18 protein-coding genes and 1 tRNA gene are annotated in these 17,648 nt (G+C 40.8%); 14 read left to right on the top strand and 5 right to left on the bottom strand.

Annotated features, from left to right (window positions below):
* Positions 1 to 109: 109 nt before the first annotated feature.
* The 4 genes from BUA60_RS14565 (at position 110) to BUA60_RS14550 (ending at position 3,465) form a co-directional block, all read left to right on the top strand.
* The gene (locus BUA60_RS14565) at positions 110 to 1,264 is read left to right on the top strand and encodes a DegT/DnrJ/EryC1/StrS family aminotransferase (RefSeq protein WP_072862904.1); all 1,155 of its coding nucleotides are present in this window, start codon (positions 110 to 112) and stop codon (positions 1,262 to 1,264) included.
* 74 nt (positions 1,265 to 1,338) lie between these two features.
* Entirely contained in the window at positions 1,339 to 2,355 is a 1,017-nt protein-coding gene (gene galE, locus BUA60_RS14560; RefSeq protein ID WP_072862902.1) for a UDP-glucose 4-epimerase GalE, read from the top strand.
* A 155-nt stretch (positions 2,356 to 2,510) separates the two neighbouring features.
* Positions 2,511 to 2,939, top strand: a complete 429-nt coding sequence (locus BUA60_RS14555; RefSeq protein ID WP_072862900.1) for a hypothetical protein — start codon at positions 2,511 to 2,513, stop codon at positions 2,937 to 2,939.
* 169 nt (positions 2,940 to 3,108) lie between these two features.
* Positions 3,109 to 3,465, top strand: a complete 357-nt coding sequence (locus tag BUA60_RS14550; protein ID WP_072862899.1) for a hypothetical protein — start codon at positions 3,109 to 3,111, stop codon at positions 3,463 to 3,465.
* Between the two features lies 1 nt (position 3,466).
* On the opposite strand, the gene BUA60_RS14545 is transcribed toward BUA60_RS14550, so the two are convergent.
* On the bottom strand, positions 3,467 to 3,997 hold the full coding sequence (locus BUA60_RS14545; protein WP_072862897.1) for an alpha-ketoglutarate decarboxylase: 531 nt from the start codon (positions 3,995 to 3,997) through the stop codon (positions 3,467 to 3,469).
* Between the two features lie 104 nt (positions 3,998 to 4,101).
* On the opposite strand from BUA60_RS14545, the gene BUA60_RS14540 reads away from it, so the two are divergent.
* Together BUA60_RS14540 and odhB are read left to right on the top strand one after the other, a co-directional pair.
* Positions 4,102 to 6,912: a 2-oxoglutarate dehydrogenase E1 component gene (locus BUA60_RS14540; protein WP_072862895.1), complete on the top strand. Its 2,811-nt coding sequence runs from the start codon at positions 4,102 to 4,104 to the stop codon at positions 6,910 to 6,912.
* Between the two features lie 114 nt (positions 6,913 to 7,026).
* Entirely contained in the window at positions 7,027 to 8,250 is a 1,224-nt protein-coding gene (gene odhB, locus BUA60_RS14535) for a 2-oxoglutarate dehydrogenase complex dihydrolipoyllysine-residue succinyltransferase (protein ID WP_072862893.1), read from the top strand.
* 76 nt (positions 8,251 to 8,326) lie between these two features.
* Here the strand turns inward: odhB and BUA60_RS14530 are convergent, their stop codons facing one another.
* Entirely contained in the window at positions 8,327 to 8,767 is a 441-nt protein-coding gene (locus BUA60_RS14530; RefSeq protein ID WP_072862891.1) for a retropepsin-like aspartic protease family protein, read from the bottom strand.
* A gap of 39 nt (positions 8,768 to 8,806) precedes the next feature.
* Here BUA60_RS14530 and BUA60_RS14525 point away from each other — a divergent pair, with 39 nt between their 5' ends.
* The 8 genes from BUA60_RS14525 (at position 8,807) to BUA60_RS14490 (ending at position 14,089) form a co-directional block, all read left to right on the top strand.
* Entirely contained in the window at positions 8,807 to 9,574 is a 768-nt protein-coding gene (locus BUA60_RS14525; RefSeq protein ID WP_072862889.1) for a TatD family hydrolase, read from the top strand.
* A 92-nt stretch (positions 9,575 to 9,666) separates the two neighbouring features.
* The gene (locus BUA60_RS14520) at positions 9,667 to 10,713 is read left to right on the top strand and encodes an asparaginase (protein WP_262483037.1); all 1,047 of its coding nucleotides are present in this window, start codon (positions 9,667 to 9,669) and stop codon (positions 10,711 to 10,713) included.
* Positions 10,714 to 10,779: 66 nt separating this feature from the next.
* Positions 10,780 to 10,867 (top strand) — tRNA-Ser (locus BUA60_RS14515).
* Between the two features lie 79 nt (positions 10,868 to 10,946).
* Positions 10,947 to 11,696 (top strand): MotA/TolQ/ExbB proton channel family protein, encoded by a 750-nt coding sequence (locus tag BUA60_RS14510; protein WP_031442360.1) that lies wholly within the window; start codon positions 10,947 to 10,949, stop codon positions 11,694 to 11,696.
* A gap of 26 nt (positions 11,697 to 11,722) precedes the next feature.
* Positions 11,723 to 12,166, top strand: coding sequence for a hypothetical protein (locus BUA60_RS14505; protein WP_072862887.1), 444 nt, complete (start codon positions 11,723 to 11,725; stop codon positions 12,164 to 12,166).
* Between the two features lie 14 nt (positions 12,167 to 12,180).
* A complete protein-coding gene (locus tag BUA60_RS14500) occupies positions 12,181 to 12,801 on the top strand; it encodes an ExbD/TolR family protein (RefSeq protein ID WP_072862886.1) in 621 nt (206 codons plus the stop codon).
* Between the two features lie 25 nt (positions 12,802 to 12,826).
* Positions 12,827 to 13,309 carry an ExbD/TolR family protein gene (locus BUA60_RS14495; RefSeq protein WP_072862884.1) on the top strand — a complete coding sequence of 161 codons (483 nt, stop codon included), beginning with the start codon at positions 12,827 to 12,829 and terminating at the stop codon, positions 13,307 to 13,309.
* An 87-nt stretch (positions 13,310 to 13,396) separates the two neighbouring features.
* On the top strand, positions 13,397 to 14,089 hold the full coding sequence (locus BUA60_RS14490) for a porin family protein (RefSeq protein ID WP_072862881.1): 693 nt from the start codon (positions 13,397 to 13,399) through the stop codon (positions 14,087 to 14,089).
* Here the strand turns inward: BUA60_RS14490 and BUA60_RS14485 are convergent.
* From BUA60_RS14485 to asnS, 3 genes are read right to left on the bottom strand one after another with little or no spacing between them, the layout of a single operon-like run.
* A complete protein-coding gene (locus tag BUA60_RS14485) occupies positions 14,084 to 14,689 on the bottom strand; it encodes a hypothetical protein (protein WP_072862879.1) in 606 nt (201 codons plus the stop codon). The two genes, BUA60_RS14490 and BUA60_RS14485, sit on opposite strands and share 6 nt — an antisense overlap.
* Complete coding sequence (gene rpoN / locus BUA60_RS14480) at positions 14,689 to 16,146, bottom strand: RNA polymerase factor sigma-54 (protein ID WP_072862876.1); 1,458 nt, start codon at positions 16,144 to 16,146, stop codon at positions 14,689 to 14,691. The genes BUA60_RS14485 and rpoN overlap by 1 nt, the downstream gene beginning before the upstream one ends.
* Before the next feature lie 40 nt (positions 16,147 to 16,186).
* Positions 16,187 to 17,620, bottom strand: coding sequence for an asparagine--tRNA ligase (asnS, locus tag BUA60_RS14475; RefSeq protein ID WP_072862874.1), 1,434 nt, complete (start codon positions 17,618 to 17,620; stop codon positions 16,187 to 16,189).
* Positions 17,621 to 17,648 lie beyond the last annotated feature (28 nt).

The following is a 17,648-nucleotide window of genomic DNA, read 5'->3' as shown; positions in this document are numbered from 1 at the left end:
TTCGTTTGGGGCTAAAATACGTTTCTTTATATAAATTCCATTGGCTGCCAATCCTTATTTTTGTAATATTGTTCGCGCCAAACCATGTTTGGAATCTAAGTTTTATGCAATGAAGAAAATTCAAATGGTAGACCTAAAGGGTCAATATGAAGTCATAAAGGATGAAGTAAATGCCTCCATTTCCAATGTTTTGGAAACGTCCGCATTTATTAATGGCCCCGAGGTACATGCCTTTCAAAAGGAATTGGAGGACTATTTGAAGGTGAAGCACGTTATTCCCTGTGCCAATGGTACCGATGCCCTTCAAATAGCGATGATGGGCTTGGGCTTAAAACCGGGAGACGAGGTAATAACGGCCGATTTTACCTTTGCCGCTACTGTGGAGGTGATTGCACTTCTTCAACTTACTCCAGTCTTGGTAGACGTGGAGCCCGATAGTTTTAATATAGATCCAGTGGCCTTGGAAAAAGCCATTACTTCTAAAACCAAGGCTATAGTGCCAGTACATCTTTTTGGCCAATGTGCCAATATGGATGCTGTTTTGGATATTGCGGAAAAACATAAGTTGTATGTTATTGAGGATAATGCACAGGCCATTGGGGCAGATTATACCTTTAAAAATGGTAAAAAGCTGAAAGCCGGTGCCATGGGGCACGTGGCGGCAACTTCATTTTTTCCTTCCAAGAATTTAGGTTGTTATGGCGATGGCGGGGCTATTTTTACCAACGATGATGAATTGGCACATACCCTAAGGGGAATTGTGAACCATGGGATGTATGAACGTTACCATCATGATGTAGTAGGCGTTAATTCCAGATTGGATTCTATTCAGGCTGCGGTTTTGCGTTCCAAATTGTCCCGACTGGATGGTTATAATGCCAGTAGAAGGGCAGCGGCAAGAAAATATTCCAAGGCTTTTGAGGGAAACAAAAATATCATTGTTCCTCAAATGGCCAATTCCTGTAACGAGATTTGTGATACTTGCGATTGTCATGTGTTCCATCAGTATACCTTGAGGATTTTAAATGGCCAACGTGATGAATTGGTAAAGCATTTGGCGGAAAAACAAATTCCATGTGGGGTGTATTACCCTATTCCTTTACACAGGCAGAAGGCCTATTTGGATGAGCGTTATCAAGAGAAGGATTTTTCCGTAACCAATCAATTGGTCAAGGAAGTAATTTCATTGCCAATGCACACCGAGCTTGACGACGAGCAAATAGATTTTATCACCGAAACCATTAACAAGTTTATTGGTGGGTAGTGGTGAATCGTTTAGGTTTGGCCAAGTACAATTTACCAAAAATGAAAACCAAAATTTTAATTAAATATCAATAAATGAAAATACTCGTAACGGGAGGTTTGGGGTTTATAGGTTCCCATACCACGGTAGAATTACAGAATAAAGGCTATGAAGTAATTATTATTGACGATCTGTCCAATTCAACCGAAAAGGTCTTGGATGGTATTGTGGCCATTACGGGGAAGCGACCAATTTTTGAGAAAATAGATCTGAAAGATAGGTCGAAAGTAGAGGATTTTTTTAAAAGACATCAGGACGTTGCAGGGGTTATTCATTTTGCCGCATCCAAGGCGGTTGGGGAAAGCGTTGAAAAACCCTTGTTGTATTACGAGAACAATATAGGTACCTTGGTTTACTTACTCAAGGAACTATCCAAAAAGAACAAATCCAGCTTTATCTTTAGTTCGTCATGTACCGTTTACGGTCAGGCCGATAAAATGCCCATTACCGAAAGTGCGCCGGTAAAAACGGCTGAATCACCTTATGGTAATACCAAGCAAATGGGTGAGGAAATAATTCGCGATACCTGTAAGGTGACGCCCGGGATAAATGCCATTGCGCTTAGGTACTTCAATCCTATGGGAGCCCATCCTAGTGCCGAAATAGGGGAATTGCCAATAGGTGTTCCTCAAAATTTGGTGCCGTTTATTACACAAACAGGCATGGGTATCAGGGAGCAGCTATCCGTTTTTGGCGGTGATTACCCCACCGAGGATGGAACCTGTATAAGGGATTATATTTATGTAGTGGATCTGGCCAAGGCCCACGTAGTGGCATTGGAAAGATTGCTGAATGGTAAGAACCAGGATAATTATGAGGTGTTCAATGTAGGGACAGGGAAAGGTAGTTCGGTATTGGAGGTTATTAAAAGCTTCGAAAAGGTGTCCGGTAAAAAATTGAACTATAAGATTGTGGACAGAAGGCCTGGTGATATTACATCGGCCTATGCGGATACCACCAAGGCGAACAAGGTTTTGGGTTGGAAGGCAGAATCTACCCTGGATGAAGCCATGAAGTCCGCATGGCTTTGGGAGGAAAAAATCAGAAAATAAATTCCTGGAACCGACTCTTTCAATTTAACAATTTCTAGGAGGGCTATTTACATAATGGTCTCCTGTGTTTTTGGATTGCCGGATGATTTGGATAAATTGGACATGGGAAAAGCAACCCATCCGGATCCTGTGCATCCTAAAAATAAAAAGGGTTTATGAAATTATTTGTTGGTTTAATATTGGTTTTGCTAACGCTAAATTGCAGTGATGACGATTCGGATGATGCCTCTAATTGTTCGGATGTTTTCTGTACCGAAGAATTTAGGACCATTACAGTTAGCGTTAAGGACAAGGATGGCGTTGCCGTGGCCTTGGACAACTTTAAGGTGGTTGTTCTTTCCAATGAGGAAGATATTACCCTTGATGCCTCCAATAGTGAATATGAATGGATGGCAAAAAATGGTAGCTACCCTTTGTTCAGCGATAAATATGTTACAAAATACCGAAATAAGGAAATTGAAATAAATTTTCAGGGTTATGTTGATGACAAGCTATTGGTTGATTCGGATTACACTGTAGGTGCAGATTGCTGCCATGTTACACTAGTAGAAGGGGAAACGGATATTGTGATTGCCAATCCCTAAGCTGTAGTAGGATGTGATATGTCTTGAATAAACGGGGAATCTGAGGGAGAAATGGGTTTGTTCTTGGTTATTTCGTCGAAAATTGTCCCAAGACAAGGAAATTATCGAAAAAGATGGCTTAATTGCGCTTCCTTAAAAACCATTTCAAATAAAATTTCGTAAATAGTATATGGTTGTAAATTTCCCGGACATTTCGGCGCTTCTAAAGCATGCTAAGGATCAAAGTCTCTATCAAAATCTAGTAGCACAATTGCAGAAAGATTTTGTGTTCGCCAATGTATTTATAGAATTGCCGGATAACATTTCCCCAAAGGATCTAAAGACCCTGGTACATGAGAAAGTATATTATTTGATCATGGAGAAATTTACCGATTATTTAAATCTGCTTTACATTATTGATGTTCCCGAAAAAGTAGTAAAAGCCATTGAAGCTACCGATGTAGTGGAAATTTCTGAACAGGTAACCTTTGAAATACTAAAAAGGGAATGGCAAAAAGTGTGGTTTAGGAACGAATACGGATCTTAGATCAGAAATATACCCTAACAAAGGGCATAAAAGCATCGGCATAAATACTTTTTTGTTGGTCGTGTAACACATTATAGCGTATGCCCACGGTTACATTCCTATTGCCGTATCCTATTCCCAGAAACAAGGCTGGTGACCAATAATTTTCTTCCAGATTGCCTCCGTCAAGTTCAAGTTCGCGATATACCTTAAGCTGTTCCAACTCGGCAGAAAGTTGTAGCGCAGGTATTGGATTGAACAGGGATAGTACGCTGCCTCCATAAGCTACTAATTTTGCATCCCGAAATTTTGCATAGTTGAAATTAATTCCCAAACCTACACCGAATTGCTCGGTAGCTTGGTAAATTGCACTGGGAGAGATGGATGCATTAAAGGAATTGTTGCCAAAACCGAGGCCTAAATTGCCTCCAAAATATACTTTGTTCCAAAAATCTGAATTCCTTGGGGTTAGTTGGGAATAACCAAGGCCCCAAAATGCCGTGAAAAAAACACATAAAACCAAGCTTTTTTTTAAGGAATGGCGATTTATCATAATTATTGTAATAATTTTCCATTATTCATGGCTAAGATAAGCTTAGATCTGCTAAATGTTGTATTTTTGAATAAATTTTGTTCAAAAGACAGAGAGACTTTTTCATGGATAAATATTCCTTTTTAAACGCTGCGCACACTTCTTATTTCGCAGCATTATACGATAAGTATTTAACAAATCCCGATAGTGTAGAGCCTAGTTGGAGAGCTTTTTTTCAAGGATTCGATTTTGGTATGGAAAGTTCCGTAGACGGGATGGTCGATGAATTGCAGACGGCACCTTTATCAGTTGCTGGGGGTCAGGAAGTTGAGGTTCCCGAGAAGCTTCAGAAGGAATTTCAGGTAGTCCGACTCATAGATGGGTATAGGACCAGAGGGCATTTGTTTACCAAAACAAACCCGGTAAGGGAAAGAAGACAGTATTTCCCCACTTTGGAGATTGGAAATTTTGGACTTGCTCCAAGCGATTTGGATACCACATTTACCGCGGGGGAAATTCTTGGGATTGGCCCTAGTACCTTGCGTCAAATTATCGAGCATCTTACAAGTATCTATTGCGATGCAATTGGTGTGGAATATATGTATATCAGAAACCCGGAGCGGGTAGAATGGATCCAAAATTGGTTGAATGTCAATGATAATCATCCTAAATACGATTCAGATAGGAAAAAGCACATTCTTAAAAAATTAAATGAGGCGGTATCCTTTGAAAGCTTCTTGCACACCAAATATGTGGGGCAAAAGAGGTTTTCCTTGGAAGGTAATGAATCCTTAATTCCGGCATTGGATGCGGTAGTGGAAAAGGCTGCCGAAATGGGTGTTGAACAATTTGTTATGGGTATGGCCCATAGGGGACGCTTGAATGTTCTGACCAATATATTTGGAAAGAAGGCAAAGGATATCTTTAGCGAGTTCGACGGTAAGGACTATGAGCAGGAAATTTTTGATGGGGATGTGAAATACCATTTAGGTTGGACCTCTGAGAGGAAAGCTCAAAATGGAAAGAAAATTATTATGAACATCGCGCCAAATCCTTCCCACTTGGAAACTGTTGGTGCCGTTGTTGAGGGTATTGCCAGAGCAAAACAGGATGCCCGTTATAAGGACGATTTTTCAAAAGTATTGCCCATTGTAGTTCATGGGGACGCTGCCATTGCAGGCCAGGGATTGGTATATGAAGTGGTGCAAATGGCAAATTTGGATGGATATAAAACCAATGGTACCATTCATATTGTAGTAAATAATCAAATTGGGTTTACGACCAATTATTTGGATGCCCGTAGTTCTACTTATTGTACGGACGTGGCCAAGGTAACCTTGAGTCCAGTACTACATGTTAATTCGGACGATCCCGAGGCAGTTGTGCACGCCTCCCTTTTTGCCCTGGAATTCCGTATGCGTTTTCAAAGGGATGTATTTTTAGATCTTTTGGGGTATAGAAAATATGGGCACAACGAAGGTGATGAGCCGCGTTTTACCCAGCCAAAACTTTACAAAGCTATTGCCAAGCATAAAAATTCGAGGGATATTTACGCTGCAGCCTTAATTAAGGAAGGTATTATTGGGGATGGTTTTGTACAAGAACTGGAAGAGCAATATAAAGCTTCCTTGGAAGAGGAACTGGAAGATTCCAGAAAAGAGGATAAGACCGTGATTACCCCGTTTATGGCCGATGAATGGAGCGGGTATACCCATGTACGCGAATGGGAGATGATGGATCCGGTAGATACAAAATACGATAAAAAGAAGCTTACGGCCATAGCCAAGGTATTGACCGAGTTGCCCAAGAATAAGAAGTTTTTGCGTAAAGTTGAGAAATTGGTGAACGACCGTAAGGCTATGTTTTTTGAAAATGATACCTTGGATTGGGCCATGGGAGAACTTTTGGCCTATGGTACTCTTTTGGAAGAAGGTTACGGAGTGCGTATGTCCGGGCAGGATGTGGAAAGGGGTACTTTTTCACATCGTCATGCGGTAATGAAAGTGGAAGAAAGTGAGGAGGAAGTAATGCTGCTGAACCACATTTCGGATAAACAGGGCACTTTTCAGATATATAATTCGCTATTGTCGGAATATGGTGTTGTAGGCTTTGACTATGGGTATGCCATGGCGAGCCCCAATACCTTAACGATTTGGGAAGCTCAATTTGGGGATTTTAGTAATGGTGCCCAAATTATGATAGATCAGTACATATCCGCAGCGGAGGACAAATGGAAATTGCAGAATGGTCTGGTAATGTTGTTGCCGCACGGATACGAAGGACAGGGGGCAGAACATTCCTCTGCCCGTATGGAGCGCTATTTGCAATTGTGTGCAAGGGATAATATGTATATCGCCGATGTTACTACCCCGGCAAATATGTTTCATTTGTTAAGAAGGCAAATGAAAGTAAATTTCAGGAAGCCCTTGATAGTGTTTACGCCAAAGAGTTTGTTGAGGCATCCTAAAGCCGTGTCAACGGTTGAGGAGTTTGCAAACGGGGAATTCCAAATGGTAATTGATGATGCCGCCGCTGAGGTGTCCAAAATTAAGAGCATGGTATTCTGTACCGGTAAATTCTATTACGATCTTTTGGCCTATAGGGAGGAAAATAATAGGGATGACGTAGCTTTGGTAAGGGTGGAGCAATTATTTCCGGTGCCAACAGAGCAAATGAAGGCAATAATGGAGAAATATAAAAATGCAGAGGATATGGTTTGGGCACAGGAAGAACCTAGAAATATGGGTGCTTGGGGGCATTTAACCATGCACTTTAGCGAAGCGCATAAATTAAGGGTGGCCTCAAGAAGATTTTACGCTTCCCCAGCTGCCGGTAGTGCTGTGCGATCCAAACGTCGTCATCAGCAGGTAATTGATTATGTTTTTGACATAAGCAAGAATAATATGGGTAGAAACCCTGATGCTAAAGATAAATAATGTTACCCTTCCTGGGCATTGATGATTGTATGCTCTTAAAGGTTCAGGATTATTGATTTAGAAAGATTAAAATAGAAACGAGTTTAGGCAAAACACAAATTAAAATTATAAAACATGATTTTAGAAATGAAAGTCCCTTCTCCTGGGGAGTCCATTACAGAAGTAGAGATAGCGGAATGGTTGGTAAGTGATGGAGATTACGTGGAGAAAGATCAAGCAATAGCGGAAGTAGATTCGGATAAGGCTACCTTGGAGTTGCCGGCGGAGGAAAGTGGGATTATTACCCTTAAGGCAGAAGTGGGAGATGCTGTTGCCGTAGGTGCGGTGGTGTGTTTAATAGACACTAGCGCTTCCAAACCCGATGGGGCTGCCAAGAGTGAAGAAAAACCGGTGGAAAAGAAGCCAGAAGTAAAAGAAGTGGCTGAGCAGAAGACCGAGGTGAAACCAGAGAAAACCTCCTATGCGTCGGGGTCGGCTTCACCTGCTGCCAAGAAAATACTTGCCGAAAAGGATTTGGATGCCTCAACCATAAAAGGCACCGGAAAGGACGGGCGTATTACTAAGGAAGATGCTGTTAAGGCGGTTCCTTCAATGGGTACTCCTAAAGGAGGCTCCAGAGGGGAAAGTAGAACCAAATTGTCCATGTTGCGCCGTAAGGTTGCCGAGCGTTTGGTAGCTGCCAAGAACGAGACGGCCATGTTGACCACTTTTAATGAAGTGGATATGTCGGCTATCTTTGCACTGAGGAATCAGTATAAGGAAGACTTCAAGAACAAGCATAATGTTGGTTTAGGGTTTATGTCCTTTTTTACAAAGGCCGTAATCAGGGCGCTGCAAATGTATCCTTCCGTAAACTCTATGATAGATGGGAAGGAAATGATCTCATATGATTTCTGTGATATCAGTATAGCGGTTTCCGGGCCAAAAGGGCTTATGGTTCCTGTTATACGTAATGCGGAAAATCTAAGCTTTAGAGGTGTGGAGTCCGAAGTAAAAAGATTGGCCATAAGAGCCCGTGAAGGTGAGATTACAGTCGATGAGATGACCGGGGGTACCTTTACCATTACCAATGGTGGGGTGTTTGGATCAATGTTGTCCACACCAATTATCAACCCTCCACAAAGTGCAATCCTAGGAATGCACAATATAGTGGAAAGGCCAATTGCCCGTGATGGGGCCATAGCCATTGCGCCTATCATGTATGTTGCCCTGTCCTATGATCATCGTATTATTGACGGTAGGGAGTCTGTAGGCTTCTTGGTAGCGGTTAAGGAAGCTTTGGAGAGTCCTGAAGAGTTGTTGATGGATAACAACGTTAAAAAGGCATTGGAGCTTTAATGTAATATATTGTACTTAGGAATCGACCCTGTGCGTAATAATATGGACCTGTTGGGATTTTAAAACCTGGCAGGTCTTATTGTTTTAGGTAAAGACGGGTTTTTTGATAGTCAATGATGGCCCTACCTTTTTTTAGTATATCGGCCCCTATTATACCATCAACGGGCATAGCTTGGTGAGAGGTCAGGGCCTGGTTGACGTGGACAAGGTCGAAAAGGACAATTTTCTGTTTCTTTTTTAACCATTTTCCTATTTCTATAACGTTTTTGGTAGAAAGTTTGGTGAGCATTTCCGTGGCTCCTGCTCCTGCCGCCTTTATTTTGGAATCTTTGGAATTTAATTTGAAGAATTCAATTTTGTCCAGCCCAATACAGGTGTTGGACGCCCCGGTATCCAATATAAACCTGCCTTTAACGCCATTGATGGTGGCCGTTACTTCAAAATGATTTGTAGCTGTAAGGACCAAGGGTATGGCAATATATTTTTTTTTATGAAGAAAAACTTTAAGGCTGGGCATATGTACTTTTTTTGTCAAAGATAATCCTATTTTTGTTCTATGATATTGACAGATACACATACCCATGTATATAGTGAGGCTTTTGATAGCGATCGAAGTTCGGTCATAGAGAGGGCTATGGAATTAGGGGTTGAGCGTTTTTTTATTCCCGCAATAGATTCATCCTATACCAATGCGATGCTCGATTTGGAAAAATCCTACCCTGAGAATATCTTTCTTATGACCGGGCTGCATCCAACACATGTAAAGGAAGATTACAGAAAGGAGTTGGCCCATGTTGAGGAAATGTTGGCGTCCAGGAAATTTTACGCAGTGGGGGAGACCGGCATCGATCTGTATTGGGATAAAACTTTTCTAAAGGAGCAGCAGATTGCCTTTAAGCAGCAAATACAGTGGGCTAAAAAGTATGCTTATCCCATAGTTATCCATTGTAGGGAGGGGTTTGATGAAATATTCCAAATCCTTGAAGAGGAAAAGGGCGATGGACTTTTTGGTATTTTTCATTGTTTTACCGGTACTTTTGAGCAGGCACAAAAGGCAATTTCCTATAATATGAAATTGGGTATAGGTGGGGTGGTTACCTTTAAAAATGGTAAAATAGATACGTTTCTTGGGGAAATTGACCTGAAGCATGTGGTTTTGGAAACGGATTCGCCCTATTTGGCACCTGTTCCTTATCGAGGAAAGCGGAACGAAAGTGCCTATTTGGTCAACGTTTTGGAAAAAGTGGCCCATATATATGCCGTGGACAAGGAAGAGGTTGCGGCAATTACTACGGCTAATTCCCGACAGGTCTTTGGAATATAAATTGGTGTTCCAACAAGCCTGACTTAAGGAGTAAGCTATTAAATTAGGGCAGTTGGCCCCTTCAAATTTTTAAACCCTAACAATTATTAAGATTGAAAAACAGAGATTCTAAAGTTCGTAAAACCAAAATTCTTCTCATATATACGGGTGGGACCATAGGTATGGTCAAGGATTACGATACTGGGGCACTGAAGGCTTTCAATTTTAATAAATTGATCAAAAATATCCCAGAGCTCGGTCAATTGGATTGTACCATAGACAGTATTTCCTTTGATACGCCAATAGATTCGTCCAATATGAATGTTGGTCATTGGGTTAATATTGCCACCATTATAGAAGATCATTATGATTCCCATGATGGTTTCGTGGTGCTTCATGGTAGTGACACTATGAGCTATACTTCATCAGCTTTGAGCTATATGCTGGAGAATCTCCGAAAACCGGTGATTTTTACGGGTTCCCAATTGCCTATTGGGGATTTAAGGACCGATGCCAAGGAAAATTTGATTACCTCCATCCAAATAGCTGCCTTGCGCGAAGACAATATGCCAGTAGTTCAAGAGGTGGGGCTCTATTTTGAGTATAAGTTGTACAGGGCAAACAGGACTACAAAGATCAATGCGGAGCATTTTGAAGCTTTTGCTTCTTTAAATTATCCGGCCTTAATAGAATCCGGGGTGCATTTAAAGGTGAGTAGGGAGTATTTGTTTAGGGCAAATTCAACTAAAAGGCTAAAAGTTCATAAGGTTATGGATCAAAATGTGGTTATTTTAAAATTATTTCCCGGTTTTAACCAAACAGTCTTGCATAGCATCTTAAATTCCCCTAACTTAAAAGCTGTGGTTCTGGAAACATATGGCTCAGGGAATGCTCCTACTGATGAATGGTTCACTTTGGAGTTGAAAAAAGCTATGGAGAGAGAAATTTTTATTATCAACGTAACACAATGTTCCGGGGGAAGTGTTCTTATGGGGCGCTATGAAACGAGCAAGCAACTTGAAAAATTGCAAATTATTAATGGTAAGGATATTACAACCGAAGCGGCAATTACCAAGTTAATGTATTTACTTGGAAATAATATTTCCCCTAAGTTGTTCAAAACCATATATGAAACATCTCTCAGGGGCGAAATGCAATAAAAATAACAGTCTAAATTTCTTTAACTAATATTTTTTTTGTTATTTGGCTGCCCAATAACTATAACTAGAGAGGTGGCCGAGTGGTCGAAGGCGCACGCCTGGAAAGTGTGTATACCCCACAAGGGTATCGAGGGTTCGAATCCCTTCCTCTCTGCTGTTAAGTTTTAATTTTTATATTGCGAATTTTTTTTATCTTTAACCCTATTAACTAACTAAATTTAAGTTTCAAAGAAATGAAAAGATTATTCTCTATCCTGGCAACAGCTGGGTTATTTGTGGCAGGTACAAATACAGTAAGTGCAAAAGTTGTTGCAGCAGCAGCCATTTTGCAAGATGCGGCTCCAGCAGCGGAAAAAGGATTTACTCAAGTGCTTAAGGAGCAATTTATTCAGGGTGGTGCCGGATTTATGGGTATTGTTCTTTTGTGTTTAATTCTTGGTTTGGCCGTAGCTATTGAAAGGATTATTTATTTAAACCTAGCTACTACCAACACTACCAAGCTTAAGCAACAAGTAGAAGATGCTTTGGCTTCCGGTGGTATTGAAGCTGCCAAAGAGGTATGTAGAAATACAAAAGGTCCTGTTGCTTCCATCTACTATCAAGGATTGGAAAGAGCTGGAGACAGTATAGAGTCTGCAGAAAAAGCAGTTGTAGCCTACGGAGGTGTACAAATGGGTCAATTGGAGAAGAACGTTTCTTGGTTGTCTTTATTTATTGCTGTAGCTCCAATGCTTGGGTTCATGGGTACGGTAATCGGTATGATTCAGGCCTTCCAGAAAATTGCGGCGGTTGGTAACTTGAGTGCCTCCCTTATTGCAGGTGATATTCAGGTGGCGTTATTGACTACGGTATTCGGTCTTATTACTGCGATTATCCTTCAAATTTTCTACAATTATATCATTGCAAAGATTGACAGTATTGTAAATGATATGGAAGATTCATCAATCACGTTGATTGATATGTTGGCAGATCACAAAAAATAAGTCGGACACTAAATACTTAAAGTATCATGCATAAAATAGTTAAAATAATATTAGTTGTACTCGGAGTGATTGGGGCCATACTGTGGTTTCAGCTTCCTAGTGCAGACGTTCCCGCAACGGAAGCCATAAATAATGGGTCTATGAACTTCATGTTCATCATAACCTACTTATTGTTGGGGATTGCGATAGCGGCCTCGGTTCTTTTTGGATTGGTGAACTTGTTTACCTCCAAAGGAGCCTTAAAGAAAACCTTATTTGGTGTAGGTGGTCTTTTGGTAGTCGTTGTTATCTCTTACGCCCTAGCAACTGGAACAGATGTTAGTTTGGAAGAAATGGCCAAAAAAGGAGTTCCTACTACGGAGGATACAGTGAAAACCATTGGTATGGGATTGAATGTGTTTTTTATTCTTACCATTGTAGCTGTAGGTGCCATGTTGTGGTCTGGAGTTAAGAAAATGATTAGTAAATAATAAAATAAAATATTATGCCAAAAAGAGGAGCACCACCAGAGGTTAATGCGGGTTCTATGGCAGACATAGCGTTCTTATTGCTTATCTTTTTCCTAGTGACTACCACTATTGAAACAGATGCAGGATTAGATCGTATGTTGCCACCAATTGAGCCGCCAGATACGGATGTAATCATTAAGCAAAAGAATATTTTTCAGGTCAATATTAACCGTGATGGACAATTATTGGCTGATGATGAGTTGACAAATATTAAGGATTTAAGGGCCAAGGCCATTGCCTTTTTGGACAATGGAGGTGCACCATCTGGAACTGCGGACTACTGTAGTTATTGTAAAGGTAAAAGGGATCCATCTTCATCCGATAGTCCTGCGAAAGCAATTATATCGCTTAAGAATGATAGGGAGACGAAATACGGAACCTACATAACCGTTCAGAACGAATTGGTTGGGGCCTATAACGATCTTAGAAATAGGGAGGCACAACGTTTGTTCAAGAGAGACTTTACGGACATGGAAGCAGAATATCTTAACCCTGAAACTCCGGACAATGTTCGTGAAGAATTAAAGGAGAAGGTTAAGAGAATTCAGGATTTGTTTCCTCAGAAGCTTTCAGAGGCCGAAACATCGTCAAACTAAATTTAGAAGTTAAAAACAAGATACTATGTCAAAATTTAATAAGAAAAAAGATGCGGCTTTACCTGCGGTGAACACTGCATCCTTGCCAGATATCGTTTTCATGCTTTTGTTCTTCTTTATGACGGTTACAGTGATGAAAGACAGTACCTTGAAAGTTGAAAACGTTCTGCCCAATGCTTCGGAAATCAAAAAATTGGAAAAGAAGGATAGGGTAATCTACATTTATGTTGGGAAGCCTACCCGTGAGTATGAGAAGACTTATGGTACCGAATCCAAAATTCAGTTGAACGATAAGTTTGCTGATGCATCCGAAGTGGGTGATTATATTTTGATGGAAAGGGCCAAAAAGCCTCAGGAATTACAAAATGTATTGACAACTGCACTTAAGGTGGACAAGGATGCCAATATGGGTATTATTTCCGATATAAAACAAGAGCTTAGAAAAGTAAATGCCTTGAAAGTAAATTATACCACCTATGAAGGTGATGCATTCAGGAATTTGCAATAGTTAGTAAAAGGATAAGAGAATCAAAACGCTTCAAATGCATATATTTGAAGCGTTTTTTTATGTTTAATTAATTACCTTTAAAAGGCTATGAGATGCCACCTTATATTCATAATACTTTTGTTTTCCGGTGCTTTTGTTTCCGGACAGGCTTTGGTAACCAACACGGAGGTGGATAGGAAATATTTGGAAGATCAGTTTTATTTTGGGCTTACTTATAATTTTGCCACCAATCTTCCGGCCGATGTTTCCCAAAGAAACCTTTCATATGGCTTGCAGGCCGGTTTTATTAAGGATATTCCCTTAAGTTATCAAAGGAATATGGGCATTGCTATTGGTTTGGGATATGGCATCAATTCCTATTATACCAATTTGTTGGCTACCCAACAAGGATCAGATGTTGTGTATTCGGTGTTGGATAGTGATGCCGATTTCAAGAGAAACAAAATTGCAACCCATGTCCTGGAGGTCCCCTTTCAGTTTAGGTGGCGCAATTCAACTCCGGAGGAATATAAGTTTTGGAGGATTTATACCGGTGTTAAGCTAGGCTATGTTTTTGATGGTAGGTCCAAATTCGTTTCGAGCTCAGAGAAAATAGTCTTTGTAAATAAGGATATAAGGGACTTTCAATACGGTCTAACCTTAAATGTAGGGTACAATACCTTCAATATTCACATCTATTATGCGCTTAGTTCGTTGTTCAATGATGGGGTAACGGGAGAGTCGGGGGGTCTTATAGAATTTAAGCCACTCAAGGTGGGACTTATTTTTTTTATTTTATAGCCAAAATTTAACAGTAAATAATTGGGTAAACAGGCCGATGGCAAATCCAATTAGGACTTCCGCTTTGGTGTGGGCGTTCAAATAAAGTCTTGAGGTGGCCGCTAGGCCGCTCAGTAGGGTTACTATGCTAATGGCAATGGTAACGTTGATTTCAAAGTGAATACTCAGGTTTATTAAGAACATTAACAAACTTCCCATGCCTAAAAGGTGCATACTACACTTAAAGTTAAGAAATAGCAATACAAGGGCGCTAAATAAGGCCGCTATAAGGCCTAAAAAGTAGTAGTGCAGCTCTATGGTAAAGTTGTTGGGGATTACTTTAAATAGCACCATTATAAGCAGTCCTAGGCTAATATAAAGAGGGTATTTCCTTTCTTGGAGATTGGGCATGAATACGGAACTTACAATGCCCAGGTTGCGCAAGATCAGGTAGAATATAATGGGGATGATTATAGTGAGAATAAATATGGGCAGGATATTTCCGCTCTGCACCTCCAACGGACTGTATTTGGGGGTAATAAGGAAATAGGCAATGGTACCTGCAAATGGTATAAAAAGCGGGTGTAGAAGGTATGACGTAATCTTGAGGAATAGTCGCATTAAATCTGTTTTCTCAACCTGGCCACCGGAATATCCAGTTGTTCCCTGTATTTTGCTACCGTACGCCGGGCAATAGGGTAACCCTTTTCTTTGAGAATAGCAGCCAGTTTATCATCTGTAAGCGGTTTTTTCTTGGTTTCCTCCCCAATAACAGTTTCCAGAATCTTTTTTATTTCCTTGGTGGATACATCTTCTCCCTGATCGTTTTTCATGGATTCGGAAAAGTAGTCCTTGATCAGTTTCGTGCCATAAGGGGTGTCAACATATTTGCTGTTGGCTACCCTGGAAACAGTGGAAACATCCATGCCGATGCCATCGGCTATGTCTTTCAGGATCATGGGTCGCAATTTGCGTTCATCCCCTGTAAGGAAGTATTCTTTTTGATATTCCATGATTTCGTTCATGGTAATATATAGGGTCTGTTGACGCTGTCTTATGGCATCAATAAACCATTTTGCGGCATCTAATTTTTGTTTGATGAACATCACGGTGTCCTTTTGGGACTTGGACTTTTCCTTGGAATTTTTGTACCCTTCCAGCATATTGTTGTACTCCCGCGAAACGTGAAGCTCAGGTGCATTTCTTCCGTTAAGGGTGAGCTCCAGTTCCCCGTCTACAATACGAATGGAAAAATCGGGTACTACGTGCTCCACAATTCGGTTATTCCCGGAATAGGAGCCTCCTGGTTTGGGATTTAAGCGTTCAATTTCGGCAATGGCATCCTTGAGCTGTTCTTCTGTGATATTGTGCTTTTGAATAAGCTTTTGATAGTGCTTTTTGGTAAACTGCTCAAAGGATTTTTCCAACAATTGAATGGCCAGTTCTATACTGGGGGTCATTTCCTTCCTTTTTAATTGAAGAAGAAGGCACTCTTCCAAAGTTCTTGCCGCTACACCGGCAGGGTCAAGATCTTGAACTATGTGCAATACCTTTTTAATGGTCTTTTCGTCCGTATAGATGTTTTGGGTAAAAGCCAGATCGTCCATTATATCGGAAAGAGGTCTTCTGATATACCCGCTCTCATCCACGCTGCCCACCAAGAATTCGGCAATGGACCATTCCTCATCAGTTAAATAAATAGTGTTCAACTGATTTATGAGATATTGATTAAAAGAGATTCCTGCTGCGTATGGAACACTTTTTTCCTCATCATCGGCACTGTAATTATTGGCTTGTGTGCGATAATCCGGAATCTCGTCATCACTTAAATAATCATCAATATTGATATCTTCCGCACTTATACTTTCGCTATCGGTTTCGTTGTCATATAGATCATCAAATTCATCCTGTTGGGTGTCAACTTCATCCTTTCCAGTTTCCAAAGCAGGATTTTCCTCCAGCTCTTGTTTCAGTCGTTGCTCAAATGCCTGCGTAGGCAATTGAATCAACTTCATCAACTGTATTTGTTGTGGAGATAATTTCTGCGATAATTTAAACTGTAGGTGTTGTTTCAGCATTTATAACGGTGATCTATCTTATAAAGTTAAAGAATAATGATTAGAATTCAGCATTCTGTGGCGTTCTAGGGAAAGGTATTACGTCCCTTATATTGCCCATGCCTGTTGCAAACAGTACCAATCTCTCGAAACCTAGTCCAAAGCCACTATGTACGGCAGTTCCAAATTTCCTAAGATCCAAATACCACCAAAGTTCCTTTTCATCAATACCCAAAGCTTTGATCTTCTCCAATAGGATGTCCAAGCGTTCCTCACGTTGGGATCCACCCACTATTTCGCCAATACCGGGGAATAGGATGTCCATAGCCCTAACCGTTTTGCCGTCCTCATTTAAACGCATATAGAATGCCTTTATTTTGGCGGGATAATCGAATAATATTACCGGGCATTTAAAATGTTTTTCCACCAGAAAGCGTTCGTGCTCACTCTGTAGGTCAGCACCCCATTCATCAATAAGGTATTTGAACTGCTTCTTTTTGTTGGGCTTACTGTTCCTTAGTATGTCTATGGCCTCGGTGTAGGTGACACGCTTAAAGGTGTTGTCCGAAACAAATTTTAGTTTTTCTATCAAAGGCATTTCACTGCGTTCCGCCTGTGGTTTGCTCTTTTCTTCGTCCAATAATCGCTGTTCCAGGAACTGCAGGTCTTCCTTGCAGTTTTCCAGAGCGTAATTAATGACCTCCTTTATAAAGTCTTCGGCCAAATCCATGTTGGCATCCAGGTCGTTAAATGCTACTTCGGGCTCTATCATCCAAAATTCGGCCAAATGTCTCGAAGTGTTGGAGTTTTCAGCCCTAAAAGTGGGGCCGAAGGTGTAGACCTTTCCCAAGCCCATGGCGTAAGTTTCGGCTTCCAACTGTCCGGATACGGTTAAATTGGTCTCTTTGCCAAAAAAATCTTCCCTATAGTCTATTTCACCATCCTCCGTTAAAGGCGGCTTTTTGTTGTCCAAGGTAGACACCCTGAACATTTCTCCAGCTCCTTCTGCATCCGAACCTGTAATTATAGGGGTATGGACATAGAAGAATCCATTTTTTTGAAAATATTGGTGCACAGCAAACGAAAGGGCCGAACGCACCCTCATTATAGCTGCAAAGGTATTTGTTCTTACGCGAAGGTGTGCCTTTTCCCTCAAAAACTCCAGAGAGTGTTTTTTAGGTTGAATAGGGTAGACCTCAGGGTCTGCTCCTCCGTGTACCTTGATCTCCTTGACCTGTATCTCCACGGACTGCCCTTTTCCCTGGCTTTCCACCAAGGTTCCGCTTATTTTAAGAGCAGCGCCTGTATTAATTTGCTTTAGTAGATTTTCATCATATTCCTCAAAATCTACCACGCATTGTATGTTGTTTATAGTAGATCCATCGTTTAAAGCAATAAATCTATTGCTCCTGTAGGTTTTTACCCATCCGTTAACAGTAACTTCCTGGTGTAAATGATCGGGAGATAGTAGCTCTTTTACGCTAAATGTCTTCATTTGAATTCCTTGTAAATTAAGTGGCAAA

It is taken from the genome of Arenibacter palladensis (assembly GCF_900129275.1).
GTDB classification, from domain to species: Bacteria; Bacteroidota; Bacteroidia; order Flavobacteriales; family Flavobacteriaceae; genus Arenibacter; species Arenibacter palladensis.
The sequence above is the reverse complement of the archived record's forward strand: the minus strand, read 5'-3'. Positions and strand labels throughout refer to the sequence as shown.